Origin of the sequence: Streptomyces echinatus (assembly GCF_014203595.1) — a bacterium.
GTDB lineage: Bacteria > Actinomycetota > Actinomycetes > Streptomycetales > Streptomycetaceae > Streptomyces > Streptomyces echinatus.
Genome location: NZ_JACHJK010000023.1, coordinates 45,867 through 65,820, shown reverse-complemented (window position 1 = coordinate 65,820; position 19,954 = coordinate 45,867). Strand labels below are relative to the sequence as shown.

Genomic DNA, 19,954 nt, shown 5'->3' with positions numbered 1-19,954 from the left:
GCGAACAGCGGCGTCGCGAACATCAGCAGCATGATCGTGCCGTGCATCGTGAACGCCTGGTTGAACTGCTCGTTCGACATGATCTGCAGACCCGGCCGGGCCAGCTCGGCGCGCATCAGCAGCGCCATCACGCCACCGATCAGGAAGAACGCGAACGCGGTGACCAAGTAGAGCGTTCCGATGGTCTTGTGATCGGTGCTGGTGAGCCACTGCACGGCCCTGGTGTCTCGGATCCTCTTCACACCCCGCCTGTGTCCGTGCCCGTCCCCCGCGTCACACTCGGACGGCGCGAGGAGCATCACGGAAGAAGGGCGTGACGATCCGGGGAGTGCCGGACACGAACCGAACATGAGCAACGACGAGATCTTCGCCGCTGCCTATCGCGAGCACTACTGGGCGGTCAGCCGCTATGTCGCGAGGCGACTGCAGGGGCGGGCCGACGAGGTGGAGGAAGTGGTGGCGGAGGTGTTCACGGTCGCCTGGCGACGCCGGGCCGACCTGCCGGCCACGCCGCTGCCCTGGCTGTACGGGGTGGCCCGCAACTGCCTGGCGAACGCGGTACGCGGCTACGGGCGCCGGCTCCGGCTGGTGGACCGGCTCGGCAACGACGAGGCGGCGCACGGCCGGCACGTCGCGGCCGGACCCGAATCCGAGGCGCCCGGCGCCTGGGTGCACGAGGCGCTGGACCGGCTCGCCCCGGCCGACCGGGAGGTGCTGCGCCTCGCCGCCTGGGAGGAACTCGGCGCCGAGGAGATCGCGGTCGCCCTCGGCTGCGGACGGCGCGCGGCGGCCATGCGCCTGCACCGGGCCCGCCGCCGGCTCCGCGCCGAGATCGACCGCCTGCGGACCGCGGCCGCGCAGCCCATGTCCCCGGTCGACGCCACACCCCGCAAGGACCCCCGCCATGCCTGACGAACTCGAACTCCTGCGCCGCGCCAACCCGGTCCCGGACGACGGCCCGTACTACGGCGACGGCCCGCTGGACCACCGCGCCGAGCGGCGGCTGGACCGGTTGCTGCACCAGGAACCCGCCCCCCGCCCCGTGCGCCGCCCCCGCCTCCGCCGCGCCGCCCGGCCCCGCCTGCTGTGGGGCCTCGCCGCCACCGGCGTCGTCCTGGCCACCGCCCTCACCGCGCTGCTCGGCGGCCCGAGCCCGCAGCCCGCCGTGGCCGCGCCCCGCCCGCTGGTCGTGCGGGCCGGCTCCACGCCCGAACCCCTGGCGCTGCTGGCCGACCGGGCCGCCGCCGCCGCGGCCGACGACCCGTCCGGCCTGCGCAAGGGCACCCACGTCCAGTCCTGGAGCATGGGCATGAGCGACCAGGCGCCGCCGGTCACCCTGCCGCAGGAGACCATCGTGCGCTGGAAGCCGGACGGCAGCCACACCGAACTCGTCGTGGCGACCGATCCGCGCCACCCCGGCCGGCCCGTCCTCAGCGACGAGGGGGAGCAGCCCCGGCCGGTCGCCGACGGCCATGTGATCAGCCGGGGGACCTACCCGCCGAGCTGGAGCGACGCCCCGCCCGAGGCGCCGCCGCCGCACGATGTCGCACGGCTGCGCGGCTACCTGCGGGAGGCCGCGTCCCTCCACGGCGGGATGACCCCCGGCGAACTCCTCGACGCCGTCGACCTCCTGCTCGACCACTGGACCCTCGGCGCCCGGGAGAACGCGGCGCTCGCCCGGCTCCTGGCCGACACGCCGGGACTGAACCCCGCCGGCCGGGTCACGGACCGGCTCGGACGCACCGGACAGGCCTATGTGCACCAGGACCGGAGCGGCGCCCGGCGCATGCTGATCATGGACCCGTCCACCGGGGCCGTCCTGGGGCTGGAGCTGACCGCCACCCGGGCCGAACCCGAGTACGGCCTCGACGCCGGGGACGTGATGCAGTACTCCGCCTGGATGCGCTGAGCCGCTATGCCCCGAGCTGCCCGGCGGCGGCCCGCACGGTCTGCTCCAGCAGGGTGGCGATCGTCATCGGCCCGACCCCGCCCGGCACCGGGGTGATCAGGGAGGCCCGCTCCACCGCGGAGCCGAAGTCGACGTCGCCGACGTTGCCCGGGTTGTAGCCCGCGTCGATCACGACCGCGCCGGGCTTGATGTCCTGCCCGCGGATCAGCCGCGGGCGGCCGACCGCGGCGACGACGATGTCGGCCTCGCGGACCGCCGCGGACAGGTCCCGGGTGCGCGAGTGGCAGTACGTCACCGTCGCGTCGCGGGCCAGCAGCAGCATGCCGACCGGCTTGCCGAGGATCGCGCTGCGGCCCACCACCACGGCCCGCTTCCCGGCCGGGTCGACGCCGTACTCGTCCAGGAGCCGCACGATGCCTCCGGGCGTGCAGGAGAGGAAGCCCGGCAGACCGAAGCTCATCGTGGCGAACGAGGCGAAGGTGACCCCGTCCACGTCCTTCTCCGGCGCGATCGCCTCGAACGCGGCGCGCTCGTCGACGTGGTCGCCCACCGGGTGCTGCAGCAGAATGCCGTGCACGCCGGGGTCGGCCGACAACTCCCGCAGGGTGCCGACGAGTTCGGCCGTGGTGGTGCCGGCGGGCAGCGCGATGTGCCGGGACTCGATGCCGGCCTTGCGGCAGCGGTTCTGCTTCATCCGGACGTACGTCACGGACGCCGGGTCCTCACCGACCAGTACGGTCGCCAGACACGGCGCCCGTCCGGTCCGCTCGGTGAGACCGGCGGCCTGCCGTGCGGTGTCCTCGATGATGCGGCGGGCGAGCGCGGTGCCGTCCATCAGACGGGCCTGGGTCATGCTGCACACTCCTGAGCTGGATCGACTCTCCTCGCCCAGGCGCGCGGCAACCACCACGGACCGCTCCCCGGTGGTACTCCACCTCAGCGCCAGTCACGGCCCGCGTACAGCGTAACCGAGAGTCCGTACGCCCCCCCGGGCCCGCCCTCGGGCCGGCCCCTCACCGCCGGCGCGGCCGCCGCACCCGCACCGCCCGCGGCGCGGCCGCCGCACCCGCACCGCCCGCGGCCGCGCCGCCCGCGGTGCCGAGCGGAGCAGCGCGGCCGGCACCGGCAGCCGGGCCGCGGGCACCGGCTCCGGGTGCCGCCGGTGCGCCCGCAGCAGGGCGGCCCGCACCGAGAAGGTCCAGGTCAGCCGCGAGCTGACCTGGACCCGCGCCACTCTCCTTCCGGCGCCTGCCCTACCGGGCCGGGTCCTACTCGTCCCAGGCCTGGATGATCAGCTGATCGGTGATCTTGCCGTCCCGCAGGGTGATCATCGACTCGGCGAGCACCCGGGTGCCGTCCTCGTACTCGCAGGACTCGCTGTAGGCGGCCTGGTCGCCCTGGATCACACAGCGCTCCAGCTTGTGCGTCATGTCGCGGCTGTAGATGTCGTCCAGCAACTCGGCGATCTGGCCCCGGCCGTGCAGGACCGTGGGGTGGCTGGGCTGGTTGTTGCGGTCGACGATGCGGATCTCCGCGTCGTCCGCGTAGAGCGACAGAAGGTTGTTGCCGGTGTTCCCCTCGATGCCCCGGCGCAGTGTCTCGGTGTCGAAAGCGGACCCCGTCGCGATACCCATGGTGACCTCCTTCAGACGCCCGCGGCCCGTCCGGGAACGAGCCGCACGGGTCCCGTCTTCGAGACTCCTCCGCCCCGGTGGCCTCGGCAAGCGCAGCCGCCACGATCCGCCTCACGGGTGAGCGGATACCGCCGCCCGTGTCCGGCCGGGACCCGCCGCCGTTGCTGAGGACATGATCTCAACACGACGTATCGTCGCCGCCCTCGGCCTCGCCGCCGGGGTCACCGGTCTTGCCGCGCCACTGGCGAACGCGGCCGAGGCGAGCGCACCGGACACCGGGCAGCTCAGCCCCATGGCCGTGCTCGACTCGCTCACCGTCAGCGACATCCCCGCGCAGTACAAGGAGGAGGTGCCGCGGGTCTCCGAGCAGGCGCGCGCGCTGAACCAGGTCAACGAGCTGAACCGGCTCAACGAGCTGTGGCAGGTGGCCGGTCCGGTGGCGCCCGTGACCGGCCTGCTGCCCGCCGTCCAGGCCTGACCCGCCGCCGGTCGCGGGGCCGTCCCGGCCGGGCGGCCCCCACCGCCGAGCGGGACGGGTGGGTGGACGGGACGCGCCGCGCGCCTCGGGCAGTGCCCGCAACCGCCGTTGCGCGTGGCGAAAGATCCGCGATCACCGTCGTGGTCCGTCCCGCTGCCGATCGGTCGCGCGTAGGGTCGGCGGCGAAGGCAATCGTAGAAGGGACCAGACCATGGCGCAGGAAGTACGCGGCGTGATCGCACCGGGCAAGGACGAGCCCGTACGGATCGAGACGATCGTGGTGCCGGACCCGGGGCCCGGCGAAGCCGTCGTACGCGTCCAGGCCTGCGGGGTCTGTCACACCGATCTGCACTACAAGCAGGGCGGCATCTCCGACGACTACCCCTTCCTGCTCGGCCACGAGGCCGCCGGCGTCGTGGAGTCCGTCGGCGAGGGCGTCACCGACGTCGCCCCCGGTGACTTCGTCGTCCTCAACTGGCGTGCGGTGTGCGGGCAGTGCCGGGCCTGTCTGCGCGGGCGTCCCTGGTACTGCTTCAACACCCACAACGCGCGGCAGAAGATGACACTCGCCGCCACCGGGCAGGAACTCTCCCCGGCCCTCGGGATCGGCGCCTTCGCCGAGAAGACGCTGGTGGCCTCGGGCCAGTGCACCAAGGTCGACCCGGCCGTCTCCCCGGCGGTCGCGGGCCTCCTCGGCTGCGGAGTGATGGCCGGCATCGGCGCCGCGATCAACACCGGGAACGTCGGCCGGGGTGACTCGGTCGCCGTCATCGGCTGCGGCGGAGTCGGCTGCGCGGCCGTGGCCGGGGCGAACCTCGCCGGCGCGGCGAAGATCATCGCCGTGGACATCGACGACCGCAAGCTGGACAAGGCCCGCTCCCTGGGCGCCACCCACACCGTCAACTCCAAGGAGACCGACCCGGTCGAGGCGATCCGCGAGCTGACCGGCGGCTTCGGTGCCGACGTCGTCGTCGAGGCCGTCGGCCGTCCCGAGACCTACAAGCAGGCCTTCTACGCCCGCGATCTGGCCGGCACCGTCGTCCTGGTCGGGGTCCCCACGCCGGAGATGAAACTCGAACTGCCCCTGCTGGACGTCTTCGGACGCGGCGGCGCGCTGAAGTCCTCCTGGTACGGCGACTGTCTGCCCAGCCGCGACTTCCCCGTGCTGATCGACCTGCACCTCCAGGGCCGCCTGCCGCTCGACGCGTTCGTCACCGAGACCATCCGACTGGACGAGGTGGAGCAGGCCTTCGAGCGGATGCACCAGGGCGACGTGCTGCGCTCGGTGGTGGTGCTCTGATGACCGTGCGCATCGAACGTCTGGTCACCTCGGGGCAGTTCACCCTCGACGGCGGCACCTGGGACGTCGACAACAACGTGTGGATCGTGGGCGACGAGCGGGAGGTGATCGTCATCGACGCCGCGCACGACGCCAAGGCCATCGCCGACGCCGTCGACGACCGGCGGCTGATCGCCATCGTGTGCACGCACGCCCACAACGACCACGTCAACGCCGCGCCGGCCCTCGCCGAACTCACCGGCGCCACCGTCTGGCTGCACCCCGACGACCTGCCGCTGTGGAGGCAGACCCACCCCGACCGCGACCCGGACCGGCACCTCCAGGACGGCCAGGTCATCGAGGCGGCCGGCACCGACCTCACCGTCCTGCACACCCCCGGCCACGCCCCGGGCGCCGTCTGCCTGTACGACCCCGGTCTCGGCACCGTCTTCACGGGCGACACCCTCTTCCAGGGCGGGCCGGGCGCCACCGGACGCTCCTACTCCCACTTCCCGACGATCATCGAGTCCATCCGCGACCGGCTGCTCACCCTCCCGCCCGAGACCAAGGTGCTCACCGGCCACGGCGACGCCACGACCATCGGCGCGGAGGCACCCCACCTGGAGGAGTGGATCCGGCGCGGGCACTGACCGGCGCCGGACCACCACCGGCGGCGCGTGAAGCAGGTCACCGACGCGCCGCCGTAAAAGCAGACAGAGGATGTCCGGCTTCCCGGTGACAGTGGAGCACGAGAGCAGTCGCACCACACGGGAGGCAGGACATGACAGGACCGCTGCAGGGCAAGGTGGCGCTGGTCGCCGGGGCGACCCGGGGCGCCGGACGGGGCATCGCCCTCGAACTCGGCGCGGCCGGCGCCACCGTCTACGTCACCGGACGCAGCACCCGCGCCCGCCGCTCCGAGTACGACCGCCCCGAGACCATCGAGGACACCGCCGATCTCGTCACCGCGGCCGGCGGGAAGGGCATCGGGGTACCGGTCGACCACCTGGACAGGTCAGCCGTCCGCGATCTCGTGACCCGGATCGCGGACGAACAGGGCCGCCTCGACGTCCTCGTCAACGACATCTGGGGCGGCGAGAAGCTCTTCGAGTGGAACACCCCCGTGTGGGAGCACGACCTCGACAACGGGCTCCGGCTGCTCCGCCTCGCGGTGGAGACACACGCCGTGACCAGCCACTGCGCGCTGCCGCTCCTGCTCAGCCGGCCCGGCGGCCTGGTCGTGGAGGTCACCGACGGCACCGCGGACTACAACCGCGACACCTACCGCGTGAACTTCTTCTACGACCTCGCCAAGGCCTCCGTGCTGCGCATGGCGTTCGCCCTCGGGCACGAACTCGGCCCGCGCGGCGCGACGGCCGTGGCCCTGACCCCCGGCTGGATGCGCTCGGAGATCATGCTGGAGGCGTACGGCGTCCGCGAGGACGACTGGCGGCGGGCACTGGAGCGGGAACCGCACTTCGCCATCTCCGAGACCCCCCGCTACACCGGCCGCGCCGTCGCCGCCCTGGCCGCCGACCCCGGCGTGGCCCGCTTCAACGGACGGTCGCTCTCCAGCGGCGGCCTCGCCCGGGAGTACGGCTTCACCGACCTCGACGGCAGCCGGCCGGACGCCTGGCGGTACCTGGTCGAGGTGCAGGACGCCGGCAAGCCGGCCGACACCACCGGCTACCGCTGAGCGCTCGCGGCCGGCAGCGGCCATCGGGCCGGGTGCCCCGGTGGCAGCGTCAGGTCCTCGCGCACGGCCGCGTAATACCCCTCGCGGCCGGCGCGCTGCCGCTCCAGCAGCTCCTGCCACGCCCGCGGATCACGGGTCTCCTCCCGCAGGAACCGCTCCATCTCCATCACGGTCACGACCCAGGTGCGGGCCTTCTCCACCACGGCCGCGCTGCCCAGCAGGAGCAGCGACTCCCCGGCCGGGTCCCGGTCGAGGGCCGCCTGGGCCATCAGCGGTGCCGCCTCCTCGGCCGACAACGGATGCGGGTGCGGGTCGTTGCCGAGGTGGGCGGCGACCCGGTACGTCAGCGTCACCGCCCGCTTGAGCGTGCGGGCGTAGTCGGAGTACACCGCCAGCCGCCTCTCCTCCCAGCGGGCCGCCCGTTCGCGCCGGAACCTCGCCCGGTCGCTGCGGACCACCGCCAGGTACGAGCCCAGCGCGCCTATCACGACGCCGATCAGAGCCGGGAGTTGCTGCAGGAAGGCCGCCATGGCAGCACGCTACCCGTGGTGTCGACCGCCGCGCTCGTACCGTCTACCCATGACCGATCTCAAGCGCTTCGCAGGACACGGAGTTCTCGTCACGGGCGCCGCCCGCGGCATCGGCGCCGCCGTCGCCCGGCGACTCGCCGAGGAGGGCGGCCGGGTCCTGGTGACCGACCGGGACCTGCCCGAGGCCGAGCGGACCGCCTCCGCCCTGCGCCGACAGGGCCTCGCCGCCGAGGCGTTCGCCTGCGACGTGGCCGACCGCGACGCCGTCGAGGCGGCCGTCGACCGTGCCGTCACCGCGTTCGGCGCGCTGGACGTGCTGGTCAACAGCGCCGCCCACTGCAGCCCGGACACCCCGCTCTTCGAAGAGGACCCTGACGAGGTGTGGGCGCGCGACCTCGACGTCACCCTGACCGGCGCCCACCGCTGCTGCCGGGCCGCCCTGCCGCACCTCGCCGCCTCCGGACGCGGGGCGATCGTGAGCATCGGCTCCGTCAACGGCCTGCAGGACTTCGGCAACCACGCCTACAGCGCCGCCAAGGCCGGCCTCGGCTCCCTGACCCGGACCCTCGCCGGGCACGCTGCGGCCCGGGGCGTGCGGGTCAACCTCGTGGTGCCGGGCACGGTCCGCACCTCGGCGTGGGCGGGGCGGGACGACGATCTCGACGCCGTCCGCGCCCTGTACCCGCTCGGCCGGGTCGGCGAACCGGAGGACGTCGCCGCCGCGGTCGCCTTCCTCGCCTCCCACGACGCCGCCTGGATCACCGGGACCACCCTCGTGGTCGACGGCGGTCTCACCGCCGTCAACACCGGCTTCCATGCGGCCGTCCGGCGTCCGTCTTGACCGCCGGGCCCAGCCCGCCGCAGGCACCGGCCTCAGCCCGAGGCCGCCGCCAGCGCCCGGAGCACCCGGTCGGTGTCGGCCTCGGTGGTGCGCCAGTTGCTGAACGCGGCGCGCAGCCCGGGCACCCCGCCGTACACCGTCGGCGTCACATACGCCTCCCCGGTCGCGGCCACCGCCCGGGCCAGCTCCGCCACCCGCTCCGGCGACGGGTCCCCGGCGAGGGTGAAGCAGACGACGTTGAGCCGGACGGGTGCCAGCAGCCGCAGGCCCGGCAGCGCCTCGACGCCCGCGCCGAGCCGGCGGGCCAGGACGACGTTGCGCTCCACGATCTCCCGGTGCCCGGCCCGCCCGTACGCCATCAGCGAGAACCAGGCGGGCAACGCCCGCAGCCGGCGCGAGTTCTCCGGGGTCAGATGCAGGAAGTCGGGCTCGTCCTCGGGCAGGCCCAGATACGGCGAGGCGTTGTGGAACACCGCCACCTGCAGATCACGGCGCCGGGTGAACTGGACGGCCGCGTCATAGGGGACGTTGAGCCACTTGTGCAGGTCCACGCAGACCGAGTCGGCCGCGTCCAGCCCCTCGACCAGCGCGGCGTGCTCCGGGCTGAGCGCGGCGAAGGCACCGAACGCCCCGTCCACGTGCAGCCAGAAGTCGTGGCGCTCCTTCAGCGCCGCGATCGCCCGCAGGTCGTCGAAGTCGACGGTGTTCACGGTGCCCGCGTTCGCGACGACGATCACCGGCCGCCCGGCCCGCTCGGCCAGCATCGCCTCCAGCGCGGTCACGTCGACGGCCTCCCGGCCGCCCGGCAGCAGCGGCACCCGCACCAGCCGGTCCCGGCCGAGGCCCAGCACCGACATCGCCTTGGCGATGCTGGAGTGGGGACTGCCGGAGAGCACGTCGAGCGGGCCCAGCGCCGCGGCACCCTCCCGGGAGACGTCCACGCCCAGCCGTTCCCCCGCCCACTCCCGGCCGACGGCCAGCCCGACCGCGTTGGACACGGTGGCGCCCGTCACGAACGCCCCGCTGTGCGCCTCGCCCAGCCCGAACAGCTCACGCAGCCATGCCACCGTCTCCCGCTCCAGCTCCTGCGCCCAGGAACCCCCGGCCCCGGACAGGTTCTGGTCGAACACGGACGTCAGCCAGTCCCCGGCGACGGACGCGGGCGTCGCGCCACCGGTGACGAAGCCGAGGTAGCGCGGGCCGGCGGAGCCGGAGAAGCCGGGCGCCCACCGCTCGGCGAACCGCGCGAGGGCGCCGTCGCCGCCCGCGCCCTCGGCCGGCAGCGGGGCCCGCCCGGGGCTTCGGCCGGGCGCGGCGACCGGCCGGCCCGCCAGCCCCGCCACCTCCCGGGCGGCGACGTCACGGACGGCCTGCAGCAGTTCGGGGAGCCGGGAGAGATCGTCGGCGAGAACAGGGTGCATGCGCCGCAGCGTAGACCGCGGCGCACCCCCTGCGCCCGGTCCAATCCGCTCCGACTGGACCAGTAAAAATGGACCGGTGGACTCTGGATTCGTCGCCGCGCTCGGCGACTGGCGCACCCGGCCCGGACCCCTCGCCCGCACCCTGGCAGCGGCGGTCCGGGACGCCGTGGCCGACGGCCGGCTCGCCGTCGGCACCCGGCTGCCCTCGGAACGGGAACTGGCCCGCATCCTGCACCTCAGCCGCGGCACGGTGGTGGCCGCGCTCAGCCTGCTGCGCGCCGACGGCTGGCTGCGCACCCGGCACGGCAGCGGCAGCGAGGTGCGCCTGCCCGCCCGCCTCACCGAGCGCACCACCCCCTGGTCCCTCGACCGGGGCGGCGCACCCGAGGCCGGCCTGGATCTCACCCTCGCGGTGACCGCCGCGCCCCACGACGCCTACCGCGCCGCCCTGGTCCGCGCCGCCGAGCTGAGCGCACCCCTGCTCGTGGACTCGGGCATCGCCACGGCCGGCCTGCCCCGGCTCCGCGAACTCCTGGCGGAGCGCTACACCCGTGCCGGTCTGCCCACCCGCCCCGAACAGATCCTGGTCACCGCCGGCGCCCAGGCCGCCCTCACCCTGCTCCTGGACCACCTGCACACCGACCGCAGGGCGCCCGTGATGGTGGAGAGCCCCGCCTACCCCGGCGCCCTCGCCGTGCTCCGCGCCCGCCGGGCCCGCCTGCTGCCGGTCCCCGTGTCGGCCGCGGACGGCTGGGACATCGCGCACCTCGCCGCCGCCGTGCGCCGGCACCGCCCCCGACTCGCCTACCTGGTCCCGGACTTCCACAACCCGACCGGCGCCCACATGACGGCCGGCGCCCGGCGGACGGTCGCCGAGCTCGCCGGCCGCCACGGACTGACCGTCATCGCCGACGAGACCATGCGCGACCTGGACCTGCGCACCCCGCCCGGCACCGAACCCCACCTCGCGGGGGCGCGGGTCGTCCAGATCGGCTCGGCGAGCAAGACCCTGTGGAGCGGGCTCCGGGTCGGCTGGATCCGCGCGACCGCGGACCTCGTACGACAGCTGCGGACCGGTCCGCTGCAGGCCCAGCTCGCGCCGCCGCCCCTGGAACAGCTCGTCGCCGCCGAACTCCTCGGCGAGCCGTTCGCCGCTGTGCTCGACGACCGGCGCGCCCGGCTGCGCGCCCAGCGCGACCACCTCGCCGCGCTGCTCGCCGGCACCGGCTGGACGTACACGGTCCCGGCGGGCGGGCTCACGCTGTGGCTGTATCTGGGCGCCGCCGGACCGGGCGCCGTCGACCTGGCGGCCCGGGCCGCCGCACGCGGCCTCGCGGTCACCCCCGGCCCCCGGTTCAGCGCCGACCGCACCACCCTCAGCCGCCACCTCCGCCTGCCGTTCACGGCGACACCGGAGACCCTGACCCGGGCGGTCGGGCTGCTGAGGGCGTGTTGTACGGTCTGAACTTCACCGTTTCGTCACAGCCTGACCGGAAACACAACCATGCCTTGCCCGACCGGGTCTAGTAGTCCGAGACCACGGGAATCGCGCTGGGGGAACACCCGGGGGAGGACCGGGCGAACCACCAGGGAACCGGAAGGGAAGAGCCGCCATGGGGGGCATAGGCAGACGAGGCGTCATCGCGTTGGGTGTCACGGGACTGGTGGCGCCGCTCGCGCTCGCCGTCACCGCGGCACCGGCTCAGGCCGCGAGCTGTACCTCGACGACGGGGCCGTACCAGAAGCAGGTGGAGAAGTTCCTGGGCCGTCCGGTCGACGGCAAGCAGTCCACCGCCGACTGCAAGGCCATCCAGGCCTTCCAGAACAAGCACGGCATCACGCCGAACATCGGCTACGCCGGTTCCGTCACCTGGGGCGTGATGGACCTGATGAACAAGCAGAAGGCCGTCGGCAACAAGCCGAACAGGGACGGCAAGTGCCCGACGAACAAGGGCCGGATCGCCTGCGTGAACCTCTCGCTCCAGCTGAGCTGGATCCAGGACGGCAGCCGGCTGGTCTACGGCCCGGTGCCCGTGCGCACGGGACGCGACGGCTACGAGACCCGCACCGGCCTGAAGAAGATCTACTGGCGGGACATCGACCACGTCTCGAACATCTACAACGTGCCGATGCCCTACAGCCAGTTCTTCGACGGCGGCCAGGCCTTCCACTCGGTGGGCCTGAGCATGTGGAACCCGCCGGGCTCGCACGGCTGCGTCAACATGACCACGACGACCGCCAAGAAGTACTGGTCGCTGCTGAAGAACGGCGACGACGTCTTCGTCTACGGCCGCAAGCCGGGCACCTGAGCCCGCGCCGGTCCCGTCACGCCTCGGGGGAGTCCCCGAGGTCCGGGACCGCCGGCCGCACCCCGCCCTGCCGTGCCCGACTCGTGCGCGACGATGCCCGGCAGGGTGCAGCGGGCGGCCACCCACGCGTGGACCGGCCGCGGCGTGTGCGTGGTGACGGCGGTGACGAAGTCGTCCACCAGGAAGTGGTGGGGGCCTGGTGGGGGCCGCCGGGGCGGGCCGGGCGGCCGGGAGCCGCCAGGGGCGTCCGTGTGCGCGAGCGCACCGGACTGCCGGTCGTGGTCCGCGCCCACCGGCACCCGCCGGCCGCCCCGGTGGATCTGGAGACGAAGGTCTCCGGCCAGTGAACTCTCGCTTCCGGTTGACACATTGACGTGATGAGTAACACGGTCCGAAATGTCCGTATCGCGGGTACTTACTCACAGCGCCTTCACCTCGGTCGGCATATGCTTCACAGCATGTCCACCACTGTTGAAGCCGTCTCCGAGCGATCGGCCGCGGAGGTCAACGAGGAGATCCGGGCCCTGTGGCGCCGGTCGGGCGGGACACTGACCACCGAGCAGCGCGCCGAGTACCAGCGCCTCGTGATGGAGTGGGCCGCCGCGGCCCCGCAGTCGCACCGGGCGGCCTGACCGACCCCGCACCACCGCGCCGTACCACCGAGGGCACCCGTGACCGCACGGGTGCCCTTCTCGTCGTACCCCGGCCGCGCCGGACCCGCCGTCGCCGGTCAGCCCCACGTCGCCGAGTAGTACCGCTGGTACGCCTTGCGGTCCTGTTCCGCCCGGATGTAGCGGGTCGCCACCAGGGCTATCAGACTGCCCGCGATCACCAGCAGGCCGGGCCCGACGTTCCGGGTGTCCGTCAGCCGCGCCAGCAGCGTGCTGCCCTCCGAGGAGACGCCCGTGACCGGCGCCGAGGAGCCCGGTGAGGCCGCGCTGGGGGCCATGGCGCCCTGGTTCGCGGCGCCGGACGGCGCGGGGGAGGACGCGCCGCCCTGGGCGCCGCCCGCGTTCTGTGCCGACACGATCAGGCGGACACCGAGCGTCGACAGCGCCTTGGTCACCGGCTGGAAGAACGTCGTACCGCCCGTCGTGCAGTCACCGTTGCCGCCCGAGGTGACCCCGAGCGCGATGCCCTCGGAGAACATCGGGCCGCCGCTGTCGCCCGGTTCGGCGCACACATCGGTCTCGATGAGCCCGGTGACCGTCCCCTCCGGATAGTTGACGGTCGCGTTCAGCGCGGTGACCCGGCCGTCGCGCAGCCCGCTGGTGCTGCCGCTGCGGAACACCCGCTGCCCGACCGCCGCTTCGCCCTCCCCGGTGATCCGCACACCCTTGCCGCCCCCGATCGCGACCACGTCGGCACCCTCCCCGGCCTTGCCGCCCGCGTACTGCACGAGCGAGAAGTCGCTGCCGGGAAAGGAACTGTTCACGGTGGAGCCGAGCTGCCGGTTCCCCTGGTTGTCGGCGAACCAGGTGGCACCGGCGGGCCCGCAGTGTCCGGCCGTCAGGATGAAGTCGGACTGCCCGTTGGTCACGTTGAACCCGGCCGAGCAGCGGCCGCCGGTCGACAGGATCGGCTGGGCGCCGTTCAGCCGCGTGGTGAACGAGCCCCGCGTGCGCTCCATGTGCACGAAACCGCCGATCCTCTCGGCGACCCCGGTCAGCCGGGACCAGTCGCCGGCGGACACCGAGCTGTCCGCCCGTACCAGGACCCGGTTGGTCCGGTAGTCCACCGCCCAGGCCGTGCCCGCCACCCGTGGCGCCGAACGCAGTGTGGCCGTCGCCGACCTCAGCTCGTCCATGCTGTGCGGCACGACCTTCGCCTCGGCCCCGGCCCGCCGGACCTCCCGAGCCGCGGCGTCGTCGGTCACCGCCACGACCGGTCGCCCGTCGGCGCCGATCCAGTTGCCCGCCGTACGGGCCGTGCCGAGCCGCGCCACCAGCCCGGCACCGGTGTCCCCGGCGGAGCTGAGCGTTCTGCCGGCCGCCGGCGGAGTCTCGCTCGCCATGGCCGCCTGGGCGACCATGGCGCCCCCCAGGAGGAGTCCGCCGACCGCCGCCAGCCGTGTCACTCGCCGGACGACCCGTCGTCGTGCGTGCCGCATGCCTGGCTCCCGAAGCCGAACCCGAACGCGCGATGCCCCAACCGGCACCGCGGAGCCCCCGGATCGTCGGGGGCCCGCTCCTCCATACGGCCTCGGTGACGGCGGCGTTCACCGACGGCGGTGTTCAGTTCTTGCGAGCCACCCCGCCGAACATCGCGACCTCCTCCGGCTCGGCCCCGTGAGCGTGCTGCGGCCGCCAGCGCGAGCAGGACACCACGCCCGGCTCCAGCAGCTCCAGACCGTCGAAGAACCGGGTCACGTCCTGCGGCGTGCGCTGCGTGAGCTTCGGAGTGCCGTGCTCGTTCCAGAACTTCACCGCCTCGTCCACGTCCGGCATCGACGGGCTGGTGATGGTGTGCGACAGCACCAGGTGGCTGCCCGACGGCAGCCGGTCCGTCAGCTGCCGCACCAGGCCGTACGGGTCCTCGTCGTCGCCGATGAAGATGACCACGCCGAGCAGTATCAGCGCCACCGGCTCACTGAAGTCCAGCGTCTTCGCCGCGTGTTCGAGGATCGCGTCGACGTTGCGCAGGTCCTCGTCCAGGTAGTCGGTACGGCCCTCGGGCGTGCTGGTCAGCAGCGCCCGCGCGTGCGCCAGGACGAGCGGGTCGTTGTCGACGTACACGATCCGGGACTCCGGCGCGATCCGCTGCGCCACCTCGTGCGTGTTGTCGGCGGTGGGCAGCCCGGTGCCGATGTCCAGGAACTGCCGGATGCCCACCTCGTGCACCAGGTGGCGCACCGCGCGGCCGAGGAAGAGCCGGTCGGCACGCGCGTACTCCCCGATGCCCGGGTGCAGTTGCCGGATCTGGTCGCCGGCCGCGCGGTCGACCTCGTAGTTGTCCTTGCCGCCCAGCCAGTAGTTCCAGATCCGGGCGGTGTGCGGCTGGCCGGTGTTGATACGGGCGCGCAGCGACACGGCCACGTCATTGGTGGCTGCCGGGTTGTCGGTCACGTGGGGTCAGCTCCTGGATGCCTGATGAGATGCCTGACGAGAGATGCACCGTGCAGGACGCAATCTAGACGCCCCGGTCGATCTCCGCGGCCCGGCCCGGGATTTCGCCGGCCGGAGCGTGCCGGACCCGGCCGCGCACGTCACCCGCGCCGACCAGTGCCGCACGGTCGCGGGCGGTACGCCGCACGGCCCCCTATCTTGAGCCCCATGACCAGCATCCCGCACGACACACCCGGCGAACCGGATCCGCTGCGCGCGCTCGGCCTGGAGCGGCTGCGACGTCGTACGAGCATGAAATGGCGCACCTACCCCGAGGACGTCCTGCCCCTGTGGGTGGCCGAGATGGACGTCCCGCTCGCCGAACCCGTCGTCCGCGCCGTCACGGACGCGCTCGCCCTCGGCGACACCGGGTACCCCGCCGGCACCGCCTACGCCGAGGCGCTCGCCGCCTTCGCCGCCGCACGCTGGAACTGGCACGGCATCACGCCGGAGCGGACCGCGGTCGTCCCGGACGTGATGCTCGGCGTGGTCGAGATGCTCCGACTGGTCACCGGGCCCGGCGACCCGGTGATCGTCAACCCGCCGGTCTACCCGCCGTTCTTCCAGTTCGTGACCCACATGGACCGCCGGGTGGTGGAGGCTCCTCTGGGCCCCGGACTGCGCCTGGACCCCGGCGTCCTGGAGGACACCTTCCGGGAGACCACCGCACGCGGCGGCCGGGCCGCCTACCTGCTGTGCAGCCCGCACAACCCCACCGGCACCGTGCACACCCTCGACGAGCTCACCACCGTCGCCGCCCTCGCCGAACGGTACGGCGTCCGGGTCGTCGCCGATGAGATCCACGCCCCGCTCGTCACCCCCGGCGTCCCCTTCGTGCCCTACCTGAGCGTGGCCGGCGCCGAGCGCGCCTTCGCCCTGATGTCGGCCTCCAAGGGCTGGAACCTGGCCGGCCTCAAGGCCGCGCTGGCGCTCGCCGGGCCGGAAGCCGCCGCCGACCTCGCCCGGCTGCCCGAGGAGGTGAGCCACGGTCCCAGCCACCTCGGCGTCATCGCGCACACCGCCGCCCTGCGGGACGCCACCGGCTGGCTCGACGCCCTGCTGGCCGGACTGCGGGCCAACCGGACCCTGCTCGCCGGGCTGCTGGCCGACCGGCTGCCCGGCATCCGCCCGCACTCCGCCGAGGCCACCTTCCTCGCCTGGCTCGACTGCCGCGCCCTCGGCCTCGGCGACGATCCCGCCCGCGCCTTTCTCGACCGCGGCCGGGTGGCCCTCAGTTCCGGCCTGCCCTTCGGCACCGGCGGCGCGGGGCACGCACGCCTGAACCTGGCGACGTCGCCCGAGGTCCTCACCGAGGCGGTACGGCGGATGGCGGCGGCCCTGGCCTGAGCCCACGGGTGCCGCCGGGGCACCGCCCGCCGGGCCGGGCCCCTCCTCGCGCGGCGGGCCGGCTCCTAGACTGCGGGTATGGACGACACGCGGCTCGGCCGGCTCGGCTCCGGCAAATACCTGCTGGTGACCAGCTTCCGCAAGAACGGCACCCCCGTCGCCACCCCGGTGTGGGTGGTCCGGGACGACGGCGCCCTGGGCGTGTGGACGGTTGCCGACAGCTGGAAGGTCAAGCGGATCCGGCGCCGCCCCGACGTCCTCGTCGGTCCCTGCGACGTGCGCGGCAACCCCACCGGCGACCAGCTGCCGGCCACCGCCGAGCTCACCGACCCGGCCACCACCGCCCGCTACCGGAGCCTGATCGCCCGCAAGTACGGCCTCATCGGCCGTCTCACCCTGCTGGGCAGCCGGCTCCGGCGCGGTGCGGACGGCACGGTCGGCATCCGGGTGACCCTCGGGGAGTGAGGGCCACCCGGGACGCGCGTCCTACGACGCGTTCAGCACCGAGCCCGACAGTTCCAGACCACCGGCCTGCGGCTCCCCGGTCCGGGGGTCGGTCTGCCGGAACCGCACCTTCTCCGTGGCCTCCCGCACCCGGTCCTTGACCGTGGGCAGGACGACGTCCACGCTGGTGCGCCCCGCGGGGACATCCGCCCACAGGTAGAGCCCGTCCACCTTGGACAGCGGACGCTCGGGGTCGGGCTTCGCCCCGCTGATGTCCCGCAGCCAGCGTGCCGGGACGTCCTTCGTGGACAGTTCCGGCGCGGTGGCCGGCGCCACCTGGAACAGGGCGCTCATGTCCACGTCCACGGGCTCGGACAGCGACACCCGCCACTTCAGCGACCGCCCCTCCGTCACCTTGCCGGCGACGGGTGTGACGGTCATCTTCGGCGCCGGGTCGTCGTCGTGGACGGTGAGCCCGCCCCCGTAGGAGCCCACGACCACGCCGTGAACCGCCTTGACCAGCACGTCGTACGACAGGTCGGTGCCGTACCGGGTGTTGCCCTTCACCTCGACCGGTACGTCGATGCCGTCACTGCCGGCGGGCACCGTCACCAGCCGGCCCTTGACCGTGCCGGAGACCGGGTCGATGACGTACAGGCGGACCTGGCCGCTGCCGCCCCGGCCCGTCACCCGCACCGGAACCCGGTAGGTGTGCACGCCGGAGTCCCCCTCGTCGACGGTCGCCCGGCCGACGTCCACCCGCGGCAGCGCGTCGGTGCGCACCGCGGGCGTCCCGGGCCGCCAGCCCCACACATCCATGAGCCAGGCCCGTCCCGTCGCCGAACGCGAGGTCAGCTCCAGGGACTTGACCGATCCCAGGTCGAGTCCGGCGCGGGTCGCCGCCGTCAGCGGCACCCGGACCTCCTGCGCCCAGTACGAGGCGGTGCGCTCACTGCCGGGCAGCCCGTCCCGCTTGATCCGGCCGAGCCTGGCCTTCTTGCCGGAGGCGTCGGTCAGGGACACGTCCAGCTGAGTGCCCCGGGAGTTCGGCGGCACGAACAGCCGCAGCGCCAGCGCCGTGGAACCGGACAGCGTGACCGGCGCCTTGGCGGTCACCCGGGCCGGCGTGCCCGCGCGCGTCCAGCGCAGCGCGATCGCGTGCCGGCCGGCCTCCCGGTCCGTCTCCCACATCGCGAAGTGCGGCGAGGAGCCCTTGGCGGTCGCGCCCAGGCAGGTCCTGGCCGGGCGCGGGTCCACCGCGGCGCACAGCTTGCCGCCCGTCACCGAGACTCCGCCGTCCGGCAGGAATCCGCCGGCCCGGCGGGCACCCACCGCGTGGCTCAGCACCCGCGCCGGATCCGCGGACGGTGCCCGCCTGCCGGAGCCGTCCAGCAGCGGCCGCACCCGGTCGTCCCCGGCGAGGAACAGCCGCGCGGCGGCGGCGATGTACGTGGAACCGGCCCGGTGCTGCTGGTCGGCGGTCAGCCGGGTCGCGGCCCGCTTGCCGCACACCGGGTCGTGGTGCTGCGGATCGTCGGAGAAGTCGTCCTCGGCGGGCGCCGCGGCCTGGCCCGGCGTCCACTCCGAGTTGAAGAAGTTGTGGTTGGCGCCGATCACGTACACCGCGCTGTGCAGCGCGGTGCCGTTGCCGACCGCGCGGGTCCCGTCGACGTACACCTGGCCCTGGAGGTCGGAGACATCACCGTCACAGCCCGGCAGGATGCTGACCGAGGGCACGTCGGGCACCGGGTTCTGGCCGAAGAGGGTGGGGCCGATGAGGACCGTGCCCCGGATGTGCCAGCGCACCGGCCCGTGGTAGCCGTCCTGTTCGGCGGGCGGTGGGGCGAGGCTGTCCAGCGCCGCCCGGTTGACGCCCTCGCCGCCCCGAGAGTGACCGACCAGCAGCACTCGCGACAGATCGGCGCGGGGCGCCTCGCGGACCACCTTCGGCGCCGTCTCGGGGTGTTCGGCCCAGCCCGCCCAGCGGGCCAGGTGCAGCCGCACCAGCGACGACCGCGCCTGCGCGCCGCCGTCCTCCGCCGCGAAGTCCTGCCCGTTGATGCCGTTGGCCGAGACGGACACCGTCACATAGCCCTGCGAGGCCAGCAGCTTCTGGTCCCGCAGATAGCCGCGGTGACTCGGTACCGGCTTGGTGCCGCCCTTGCAGGGCCAGTCACCGGTGATGTCCTCGCGCCCCTTGTAGCAGGTGTAGTGACGGCCGTGCAGGAACAGCGCGAGGGGGCGCTTGCCGGACGCGCCGACCGGCGCGACGACCACCGCGCGCATCTCCACCGGAGCCGTGAAGCCCGGGAGCCGGACCGACGTCAGCGCGTACTCGCCGGTCTTGGTCCGGTAGGCGCCGGGCCTGCCCGGGTCGACGCCGTTCGCCGGCAGCGGGGCCGGCAACCGGGCGGCCGACGCGGCACCGTGCGTCGCCCGCGCGTCCAACCGCTGCCCGCCGGACCACACCTGGAGCCCGCGCAGTTCCGTCGGCCGCCGCCCGTCGAGCGGCAGCCGGAACGTGTGCCCGTCCGCGCCCGGCCGCGGCACGCCCAACAGCTCGCCCCCGGACCGGAATTCGACGCGCGCGTCCCCCATCGGCACCGGCCGGTCCGACCGCCACACCAGCTGCGGCGCCGAACCTCCGCCGGACAGCCGCCACCCCGGCGGCAGCGGTGTGCCGTCCTGGGCCGTCAACTCTCCTGTTCTGCCCGCTGGTTGGGAGTGGGCGACTGCCACCCCCGGGGATGCTCCCGCCACCGCGAGCAACGCGGCGGCGGCCACCCATATGCGCCGGGCACGGACCACTGTTCCTCCTCGAACCCCGACCTCGGACGTCCCGGCGTTCCGGGCGTCCCTCGCTCCCGGAGGATGGTGAGGGGAGGCTGCGGGTTGCCTGTGAAGAGGAAGTGATGGATCACATGGGGGCCACCGCGGGAACGGCTCACCGCCTGCCGGCCGC

At 73.9% G+C, this 19,954-nt stretch carries 21 protein-coding genes, 1 pseudogene and 1 riboswitch; of the genes and pseudogenes, 12 read left to right on the top strand and 10 right to left on the bottom strand.

What is annotated here, in order from left to right; all coding sequences use genetic code 11:
• On the bottom strand, positions 1 to 242 hold a 242-nt coding region (locus FHS34_RS43090; protein WP_184974396.1), incomplete at its 3' end, for a cbb3-type cytochrome c oxidase subunit I.
• 106 nt (positions 243 to 348) lie between these two features.
• Between FHS34_RS43090 and FHS34_RS38400 the strand changes: the two genes are divergently transcribed.
• Both FHS34_RS38400 and FHS34_RS38395 read left to right on the top strand, forming a co-directional pair.
• A complete protein-coding gene (locus tag FHS34_RS38400) occupies positions 349 to 912 on the top strand; it encodes an RNA polymerase sigma factor (RefSeq protein WP_184974394.1) in 564 nt (187 codons plus the stop codon).
• Positions 905 to 1,909 carry a CU044_5270 family protein gene (locus tag FHS34_RS38395; protein ID WP_184974392.1) on the top strand — a complete coding sequence of 335 codons (1,005 nt, stop codon included), beginning with the start codon at positions 905 to 907 and terminating at the stop codon, positions 1,907 to 1,909. Before FHS34_RS38400 ends, FHS34_RS38395 begins: the two co-directional genes overlap by 8 nt.
• A 4-nt stretch (positions 1,910 to 1,913) precedes the next feature.
• Here FHS34_RS38395 and FHS34_RS38390 read toward each other — a convergent pair whose 3' ends face one another.
• A complete protein-coding gene (locus FHS34_RS38390) occupies positions 1,914 to 2,762 on the bottom strand; it encodes a bifunctional 5,10-methylenetetrahydrofolate dehydrogenase/5,10-methenyltetrahydrofolate cyclohydrolase (protein ID WP_184974390.1) in 849 nt (282 codons plus the stop codon).
• 26 nt (positions 2,763 to 2,788) lie between these two features.
• Positions 2,789 to 2,869, bottom strand: a riboswitch (ZMP/ZTP riboswitch).
• 308 nt (positions 2,870 to 3,177) lie between these two features.
• Positions 3,178 to 3,543 (bottom strand): nuclear transport factor 2 family protein, encoded by a 366-nt coding sequence (locus FHS34_RS38385; protein WP_184974388.1) that lies wholly within the window; start codon positions 3,541 to 3,543, stop codon positions 3,178 to 3,180.
• 172 nt (positions 3,544 to 3,715) lie between these two features.
• Between FHS34_RS38385 and FHS34_RS38380 the strand changes: the two genes are divergently transcribed.
• The 4 genes from FHS34_RS38380 (at position 3,716) to FHS34_RS38365 (ending at position 6,996) form a co-directional block, all read left to right on the top strand.
• On the top strand, positions 3,716 to 4,021 hold the full coding sequence (locus FHS34_RS38380) for a hypothetical protein (RefSeq protein WP_184974387.1): 306 nt from the start codon (positions 3,716 to 3,718) through the stop codon (positions 4,019 to 4,021).
• A 211-nt stretch (positions 4,022 to 4,232) separates the two neighbouring features.
• Positions 4,233 to 5,321, top strand: coding sequence for an S-(hydroxymethyl)mycothiol dehydrogenase (locus FHS34_RS38375; RefSeq protein ID WP_184974385.1), 1,089 nt, complete (start codon positions 4,233 to 4,235; stop codon positions 5,319 to 5,321).
• Complete coding sequence (locus FHS34_RS38370; protein WP_184974383.1) at positions 5,321 to 5,950, top strand: MBL fold metallo-hydrolase; 630 nt, start codon at positions 5,321 to 5,323, stop codon at positions 5,948 to 5,950. The genes FHS34_RS38375 and FHS34_RS38370 overlap by 1 nt, the downstream gene beginning before the upstream one ends.
• 131 nt (positions 5,951 to 6,081) lie before the next feature.
• Positions 6,082 to 6,996, top strand: coding sequence for an SDR family oxidoreductase (locus tag FHS34_RS38365; protein WP_184974381.1), 915 nt, complete (start codon positions 6,082 to 6,084; stop codon positions 6,994 to 6,996).
• Here the strand turns inward: FHS34_RS38365 and FHS34_RS38360 are convergent.
• On the bottom strand, positions 6,987 to 7,526 hold the full coding sequence (locus FHS34_RS38360; protein WP_184974379.1) for a hypothetical protein: 540 nt from the start codon (positions 7,524 to 7,526) through the stop codon (positions 6,987 to 6,989). The two genes, FHS34_RS38365 and FHS34_RS38360, sit on opposite strands and share 10 nt — an antisense overlap.
• Positions 7,527 to 7,575: 49 nt before the next feature.
• Here FHS34_RS38360 and FHS34_RS38355 point away from each other — a divergent pair, with 49 nt between their 5' ends.
• On the top strand, positions 7,576 to 8,367 hold the full coding sequence (locus tag FHS34_RS38355; protein WP_184974377.1) for an SDR family NAD(P)-dependent oxidoreductase: 792 nt from the start codon (positions 7,576 to 7,578) through the stop codon (positions 8,365 to 8,367).
• A 32-nt stretch (positions 8,368 to 8,399) separates the two neighbouring features.
• Here FHS34_RS38355 and FHS34_RS38350 read toward each other — a convergent pair whose 3' ends face one another.
• Entirely contained in the window at positions 8,400 to 9,788 is a 1,389-nt protein-coding gene (locus FHS34_RS38350) for a pyridoxal phosphate-dependent decarboxylase family protein (protein ID WP_184974376.1), read from the bottom strand.
• Positions 9,789 to 9,864: 76 nt separating this feature from the next.
• Here FHS34_RS38350 and FHS34_RS38345 point away from each other — a divergent pair, with 76 nt between their 5' ends.
• Both FHS34_RS38345 and FHS34_RS38340 read left to right on the top strand, forming a co-directional pair.
• Positions 9,865 to 11,253 carry an aminotransferase-like domain-containing protein gene (locus tag FHS34_RS38345; RefSeq protein WP_184974374.1) on the top strand — a complete coding sequence of 463 codons (1,389 nt, stop codon included), beginning with the start codon at positions 9,865 to 9,867 and terminating at the stop codon, positions 11,251 to 11,253.
• A gap of 148 nt (positions 11,254 to 11,401) precedes the next feature.
• Entirely contained in the window at positions 11,402 to 12,097 is a 696-nt protein-coding gene (locus FHS34_RS38340) for a L,D-transpeptidase family protein (protein WP_184974371.1), read from the top strand.
• Positions 12,098 to 12,113: 16 nt separating this feature from the next.
• Here FHS34_RS38340 and FHS34_RS43085 read toward each other — a convergent pair.
• Positions 12,114 to 12,294 (bottom strand): annotated as a pseudogene (locus FHS34_RS43085) (gfo/Idh/MocA family oxidoreductase); the annotation flags it as partial.
• Positions 12,295 to 12,543: 249 nt separating this feature from the next.
• Here FHS34_RS43085 and FHS34_RS38335 point away from each other — a divergent pair.
• Entirely contained in the window at positions 12,544 to 12,729 is a 186-nt protein-coding gene (locus FHS34_RS38335) for a hypothetical protein (protein ID WP_103813113.1), read from the top strand.
• Between the two features lie 98 nt (positions 12,730 to 12,827).
• Here the strand turns inward: FHS34_RS38335 and FHS34_RS38330 are convergent, their stop codons facing one another.
• The 3 genes from FHS34_RS38330 to FHS34_RS43625 all read right to left on the bottom strand — a co-directional run bounded on the left by FHS34_RS38330 (position 12,828) and on the right by FHS34_RS43625 (position 15,349).
• Positions 12,828 to 14,207, bottom strand: a complete 1,380-nt coding sequence (locus FHS34_RS38330) for a S1 family peptidase (protein WP_184974369.1) — start codon at positions 14,205 to 14,207, stop codon at positions 12,828 to 12,830.
• A gap of 124 nt (positions 14,208 to 14,331) precedes the next feature.
• The gene (locus FHS34_RS38325; RefSeq protein ID WP_184974367.1) at positions 14,332 to 15,162 is read right to left on the bottom strand and encodes an SAM-dependent methyltransferase; all 831 of its coding nucleotides are present in this window, start codon (positions 15,160 to 15,162) and stop codon (positions 14,332 to 14,334) included.
• Positions 15,163 to 15,226: 64 nt separating this feature from the next.
• The gene (locus FHS34_RS43625; RefSeq protein ID WP_263978494.1) at positions 15,227 to 15,349 is read right to left on the bottom strand and encodes a hypothetical protein; all 123 of its coding nucleotides are present in this window, start codon (positions 15,347 to 15,349) and stop codon (positions 15,227 to 15,229) included.
• 20 nt (positions 15,350 to 15,369) lie between these two features.
• On the opposite strand from FHS34_RS43625, the gene FHS34_RS38320 reads away from it, so the two are divergent.
• A complete protein-coding gene (locus FHS34_RS38320; RefSeq protein ID WP_184974365.1) occupies positions 15,370 to 16,548 on the top strand; it encodes a MalY/PatB family protein in 1,179 nt (392 codons plus the stop codon).
• Positions 16,549 to 16,626: 78 nt separating this feature from the next.
• On the top strand, positions 16,627 to 17,013 hold the full coding sequence (locus FHS34_RS38315; RefSeq protein WP_184974363.1) for a PPOX class F420-dependent oxidoreductase: 387 nt from the start codon (positions 16,627 to 16,629) through the stop codon (positions 17,011 to 17,013).
• A gap of 21 nt (positions 17,014 to 17,034) precedes the next feature.
• On the opposite strand, the gene FHS34_RS38310 is transcribed toward FHS34_RS38315, so the two are convergent.
• The gene (locus FHS34_RS38310; RefSeq protein WP_184974361.1) at positions 17,035 to 19,800 is read right to left on the bottom strand and encodes a hypothetical protein; all 2,766 of its coding nucleotides are present in this window, start codon (positions 19,798 to 19,800) and stop codon (positions 17,035 to 17,037) included.
• Positions 19,801 to 19,954 lie beyond the last annotated feature (154 nt).

Excerpts from the sequence above, each read along its gene's own strand:
- FHS34_RS38390 (WP_184974390.1), bottom strand. The coding sequence starts at position 2,762 with ATGACCCAGGCCCGTCTGATGGACGGCACCGCGCTCGCCCGCCGCATC.
- FHS34_RS38355 (WP_184974377.1), top strand. The coding sequence starts at position 7,576 with ATGACCGATCTCAAGCGCTTCGCAGGACACGGAGTTCTCGTCACGGGC.
- FHS34_RS38395 (WP_184974392.1), top strand. The coding sequence starts at position 905 with ATGCCTGACGAACTCGAACTCCTGCGCCGCGCCAACCCGGTCCCGGAC.
- FHS34_RS38315 (WP_184974363.1), top strand. The coding sequence starts at position 16,627 with ATGGACGACACGCGGCTCGGCCGGCTCGGCTCCGGCAAATACCTGCTG.
- FHS34_RS38330 (WP_184974369.1), bottom strand. The coding sequence starts at position 14,207 with ATGCGGCACGCACGACGACGGGTCGTCCGGCGAGTGACACGGCTGGCG.
- FHS34_RS38375 (WP_184974385.1), top strand. The coding sequence starts at position 4,233 with ATGGCGCAGGAAGTACGCGGCGTGATCGCACCGGGCAAGGACGAGCCC.
- FHS34_RS38400 (WP_184974394.1), top strand. The coding sequence starts at position 349 with ATGAGCAACGACGAGATCTTCGCCGCTGCCTATCGCGAGCACTACTGG.
- FHS34_RS38380 (WP_184974387.1), top strand. The coding sequence starts at position 3,716 with ATGATCTCAACACGACGTATCGTCGCCGCCCTCGGCCTCGCCGCCGGG.
- FHS34_RS38370 (WP_184974383.1), top strand. The coding sequence starts at position 5,321 with ATGACCGTGCGCATCGAACGTCTGGTCACCTCGGGGCAGTTCACCCTC.
- FHS34_RS38340 (WP_184974371.1), top strand. The coding sequence starts at position 11,402 with ATGGGGGGCATAGGCAGACGAGGCGTCATCGCGTTGGGTGTCACGGGA.
- FHS34_RS38385 (WP_184974388.1), bottom strand. The coding sequence starts at position 3,543 with ATGGGTATCGCGACGGGGTCCGCTTTCGACACCGAGACACTGCGCCGG.
- FHS34_RS38360 (WP_184974379.1), bottom strand. The coding sequence starts at position 7,526 with ATGGCGGCCTTCCTGCAGCAACTCCCGGCTCTGATCGGCGTCGTGATA.
- FHS34_RS38350 (WP_184974376.1), bottom strand. The coding sequence starts at position 9,788 with ATGCACCCTGTTCTCGCCGACGATCTCTCCCGGCTCCCCGAACTGCTG.
- FHS34_RS38335 (WP_103813113.1), top strand. The coding sequence starts at position 12,544 with ATGCTTCACAGCATGTCCACCACTGTTGAAGCCGTCTCCGAGCGATCG.
- FHS34_RS38365 (WP_184974381.1), top strand. The coding sequence starts at position 6,082 with ATGACAGGACCGCTGCAGGGCAAGGTGGCGCTGGTCGCCGGGGCGACC.
- FHS34_RS38320 (WP_184974365.1), top strand. The coding sequence starts at position 15,370 with ATGACCAGCATCCCGCACGACACACCCGGCGAACCGGATCCGCTGCGC.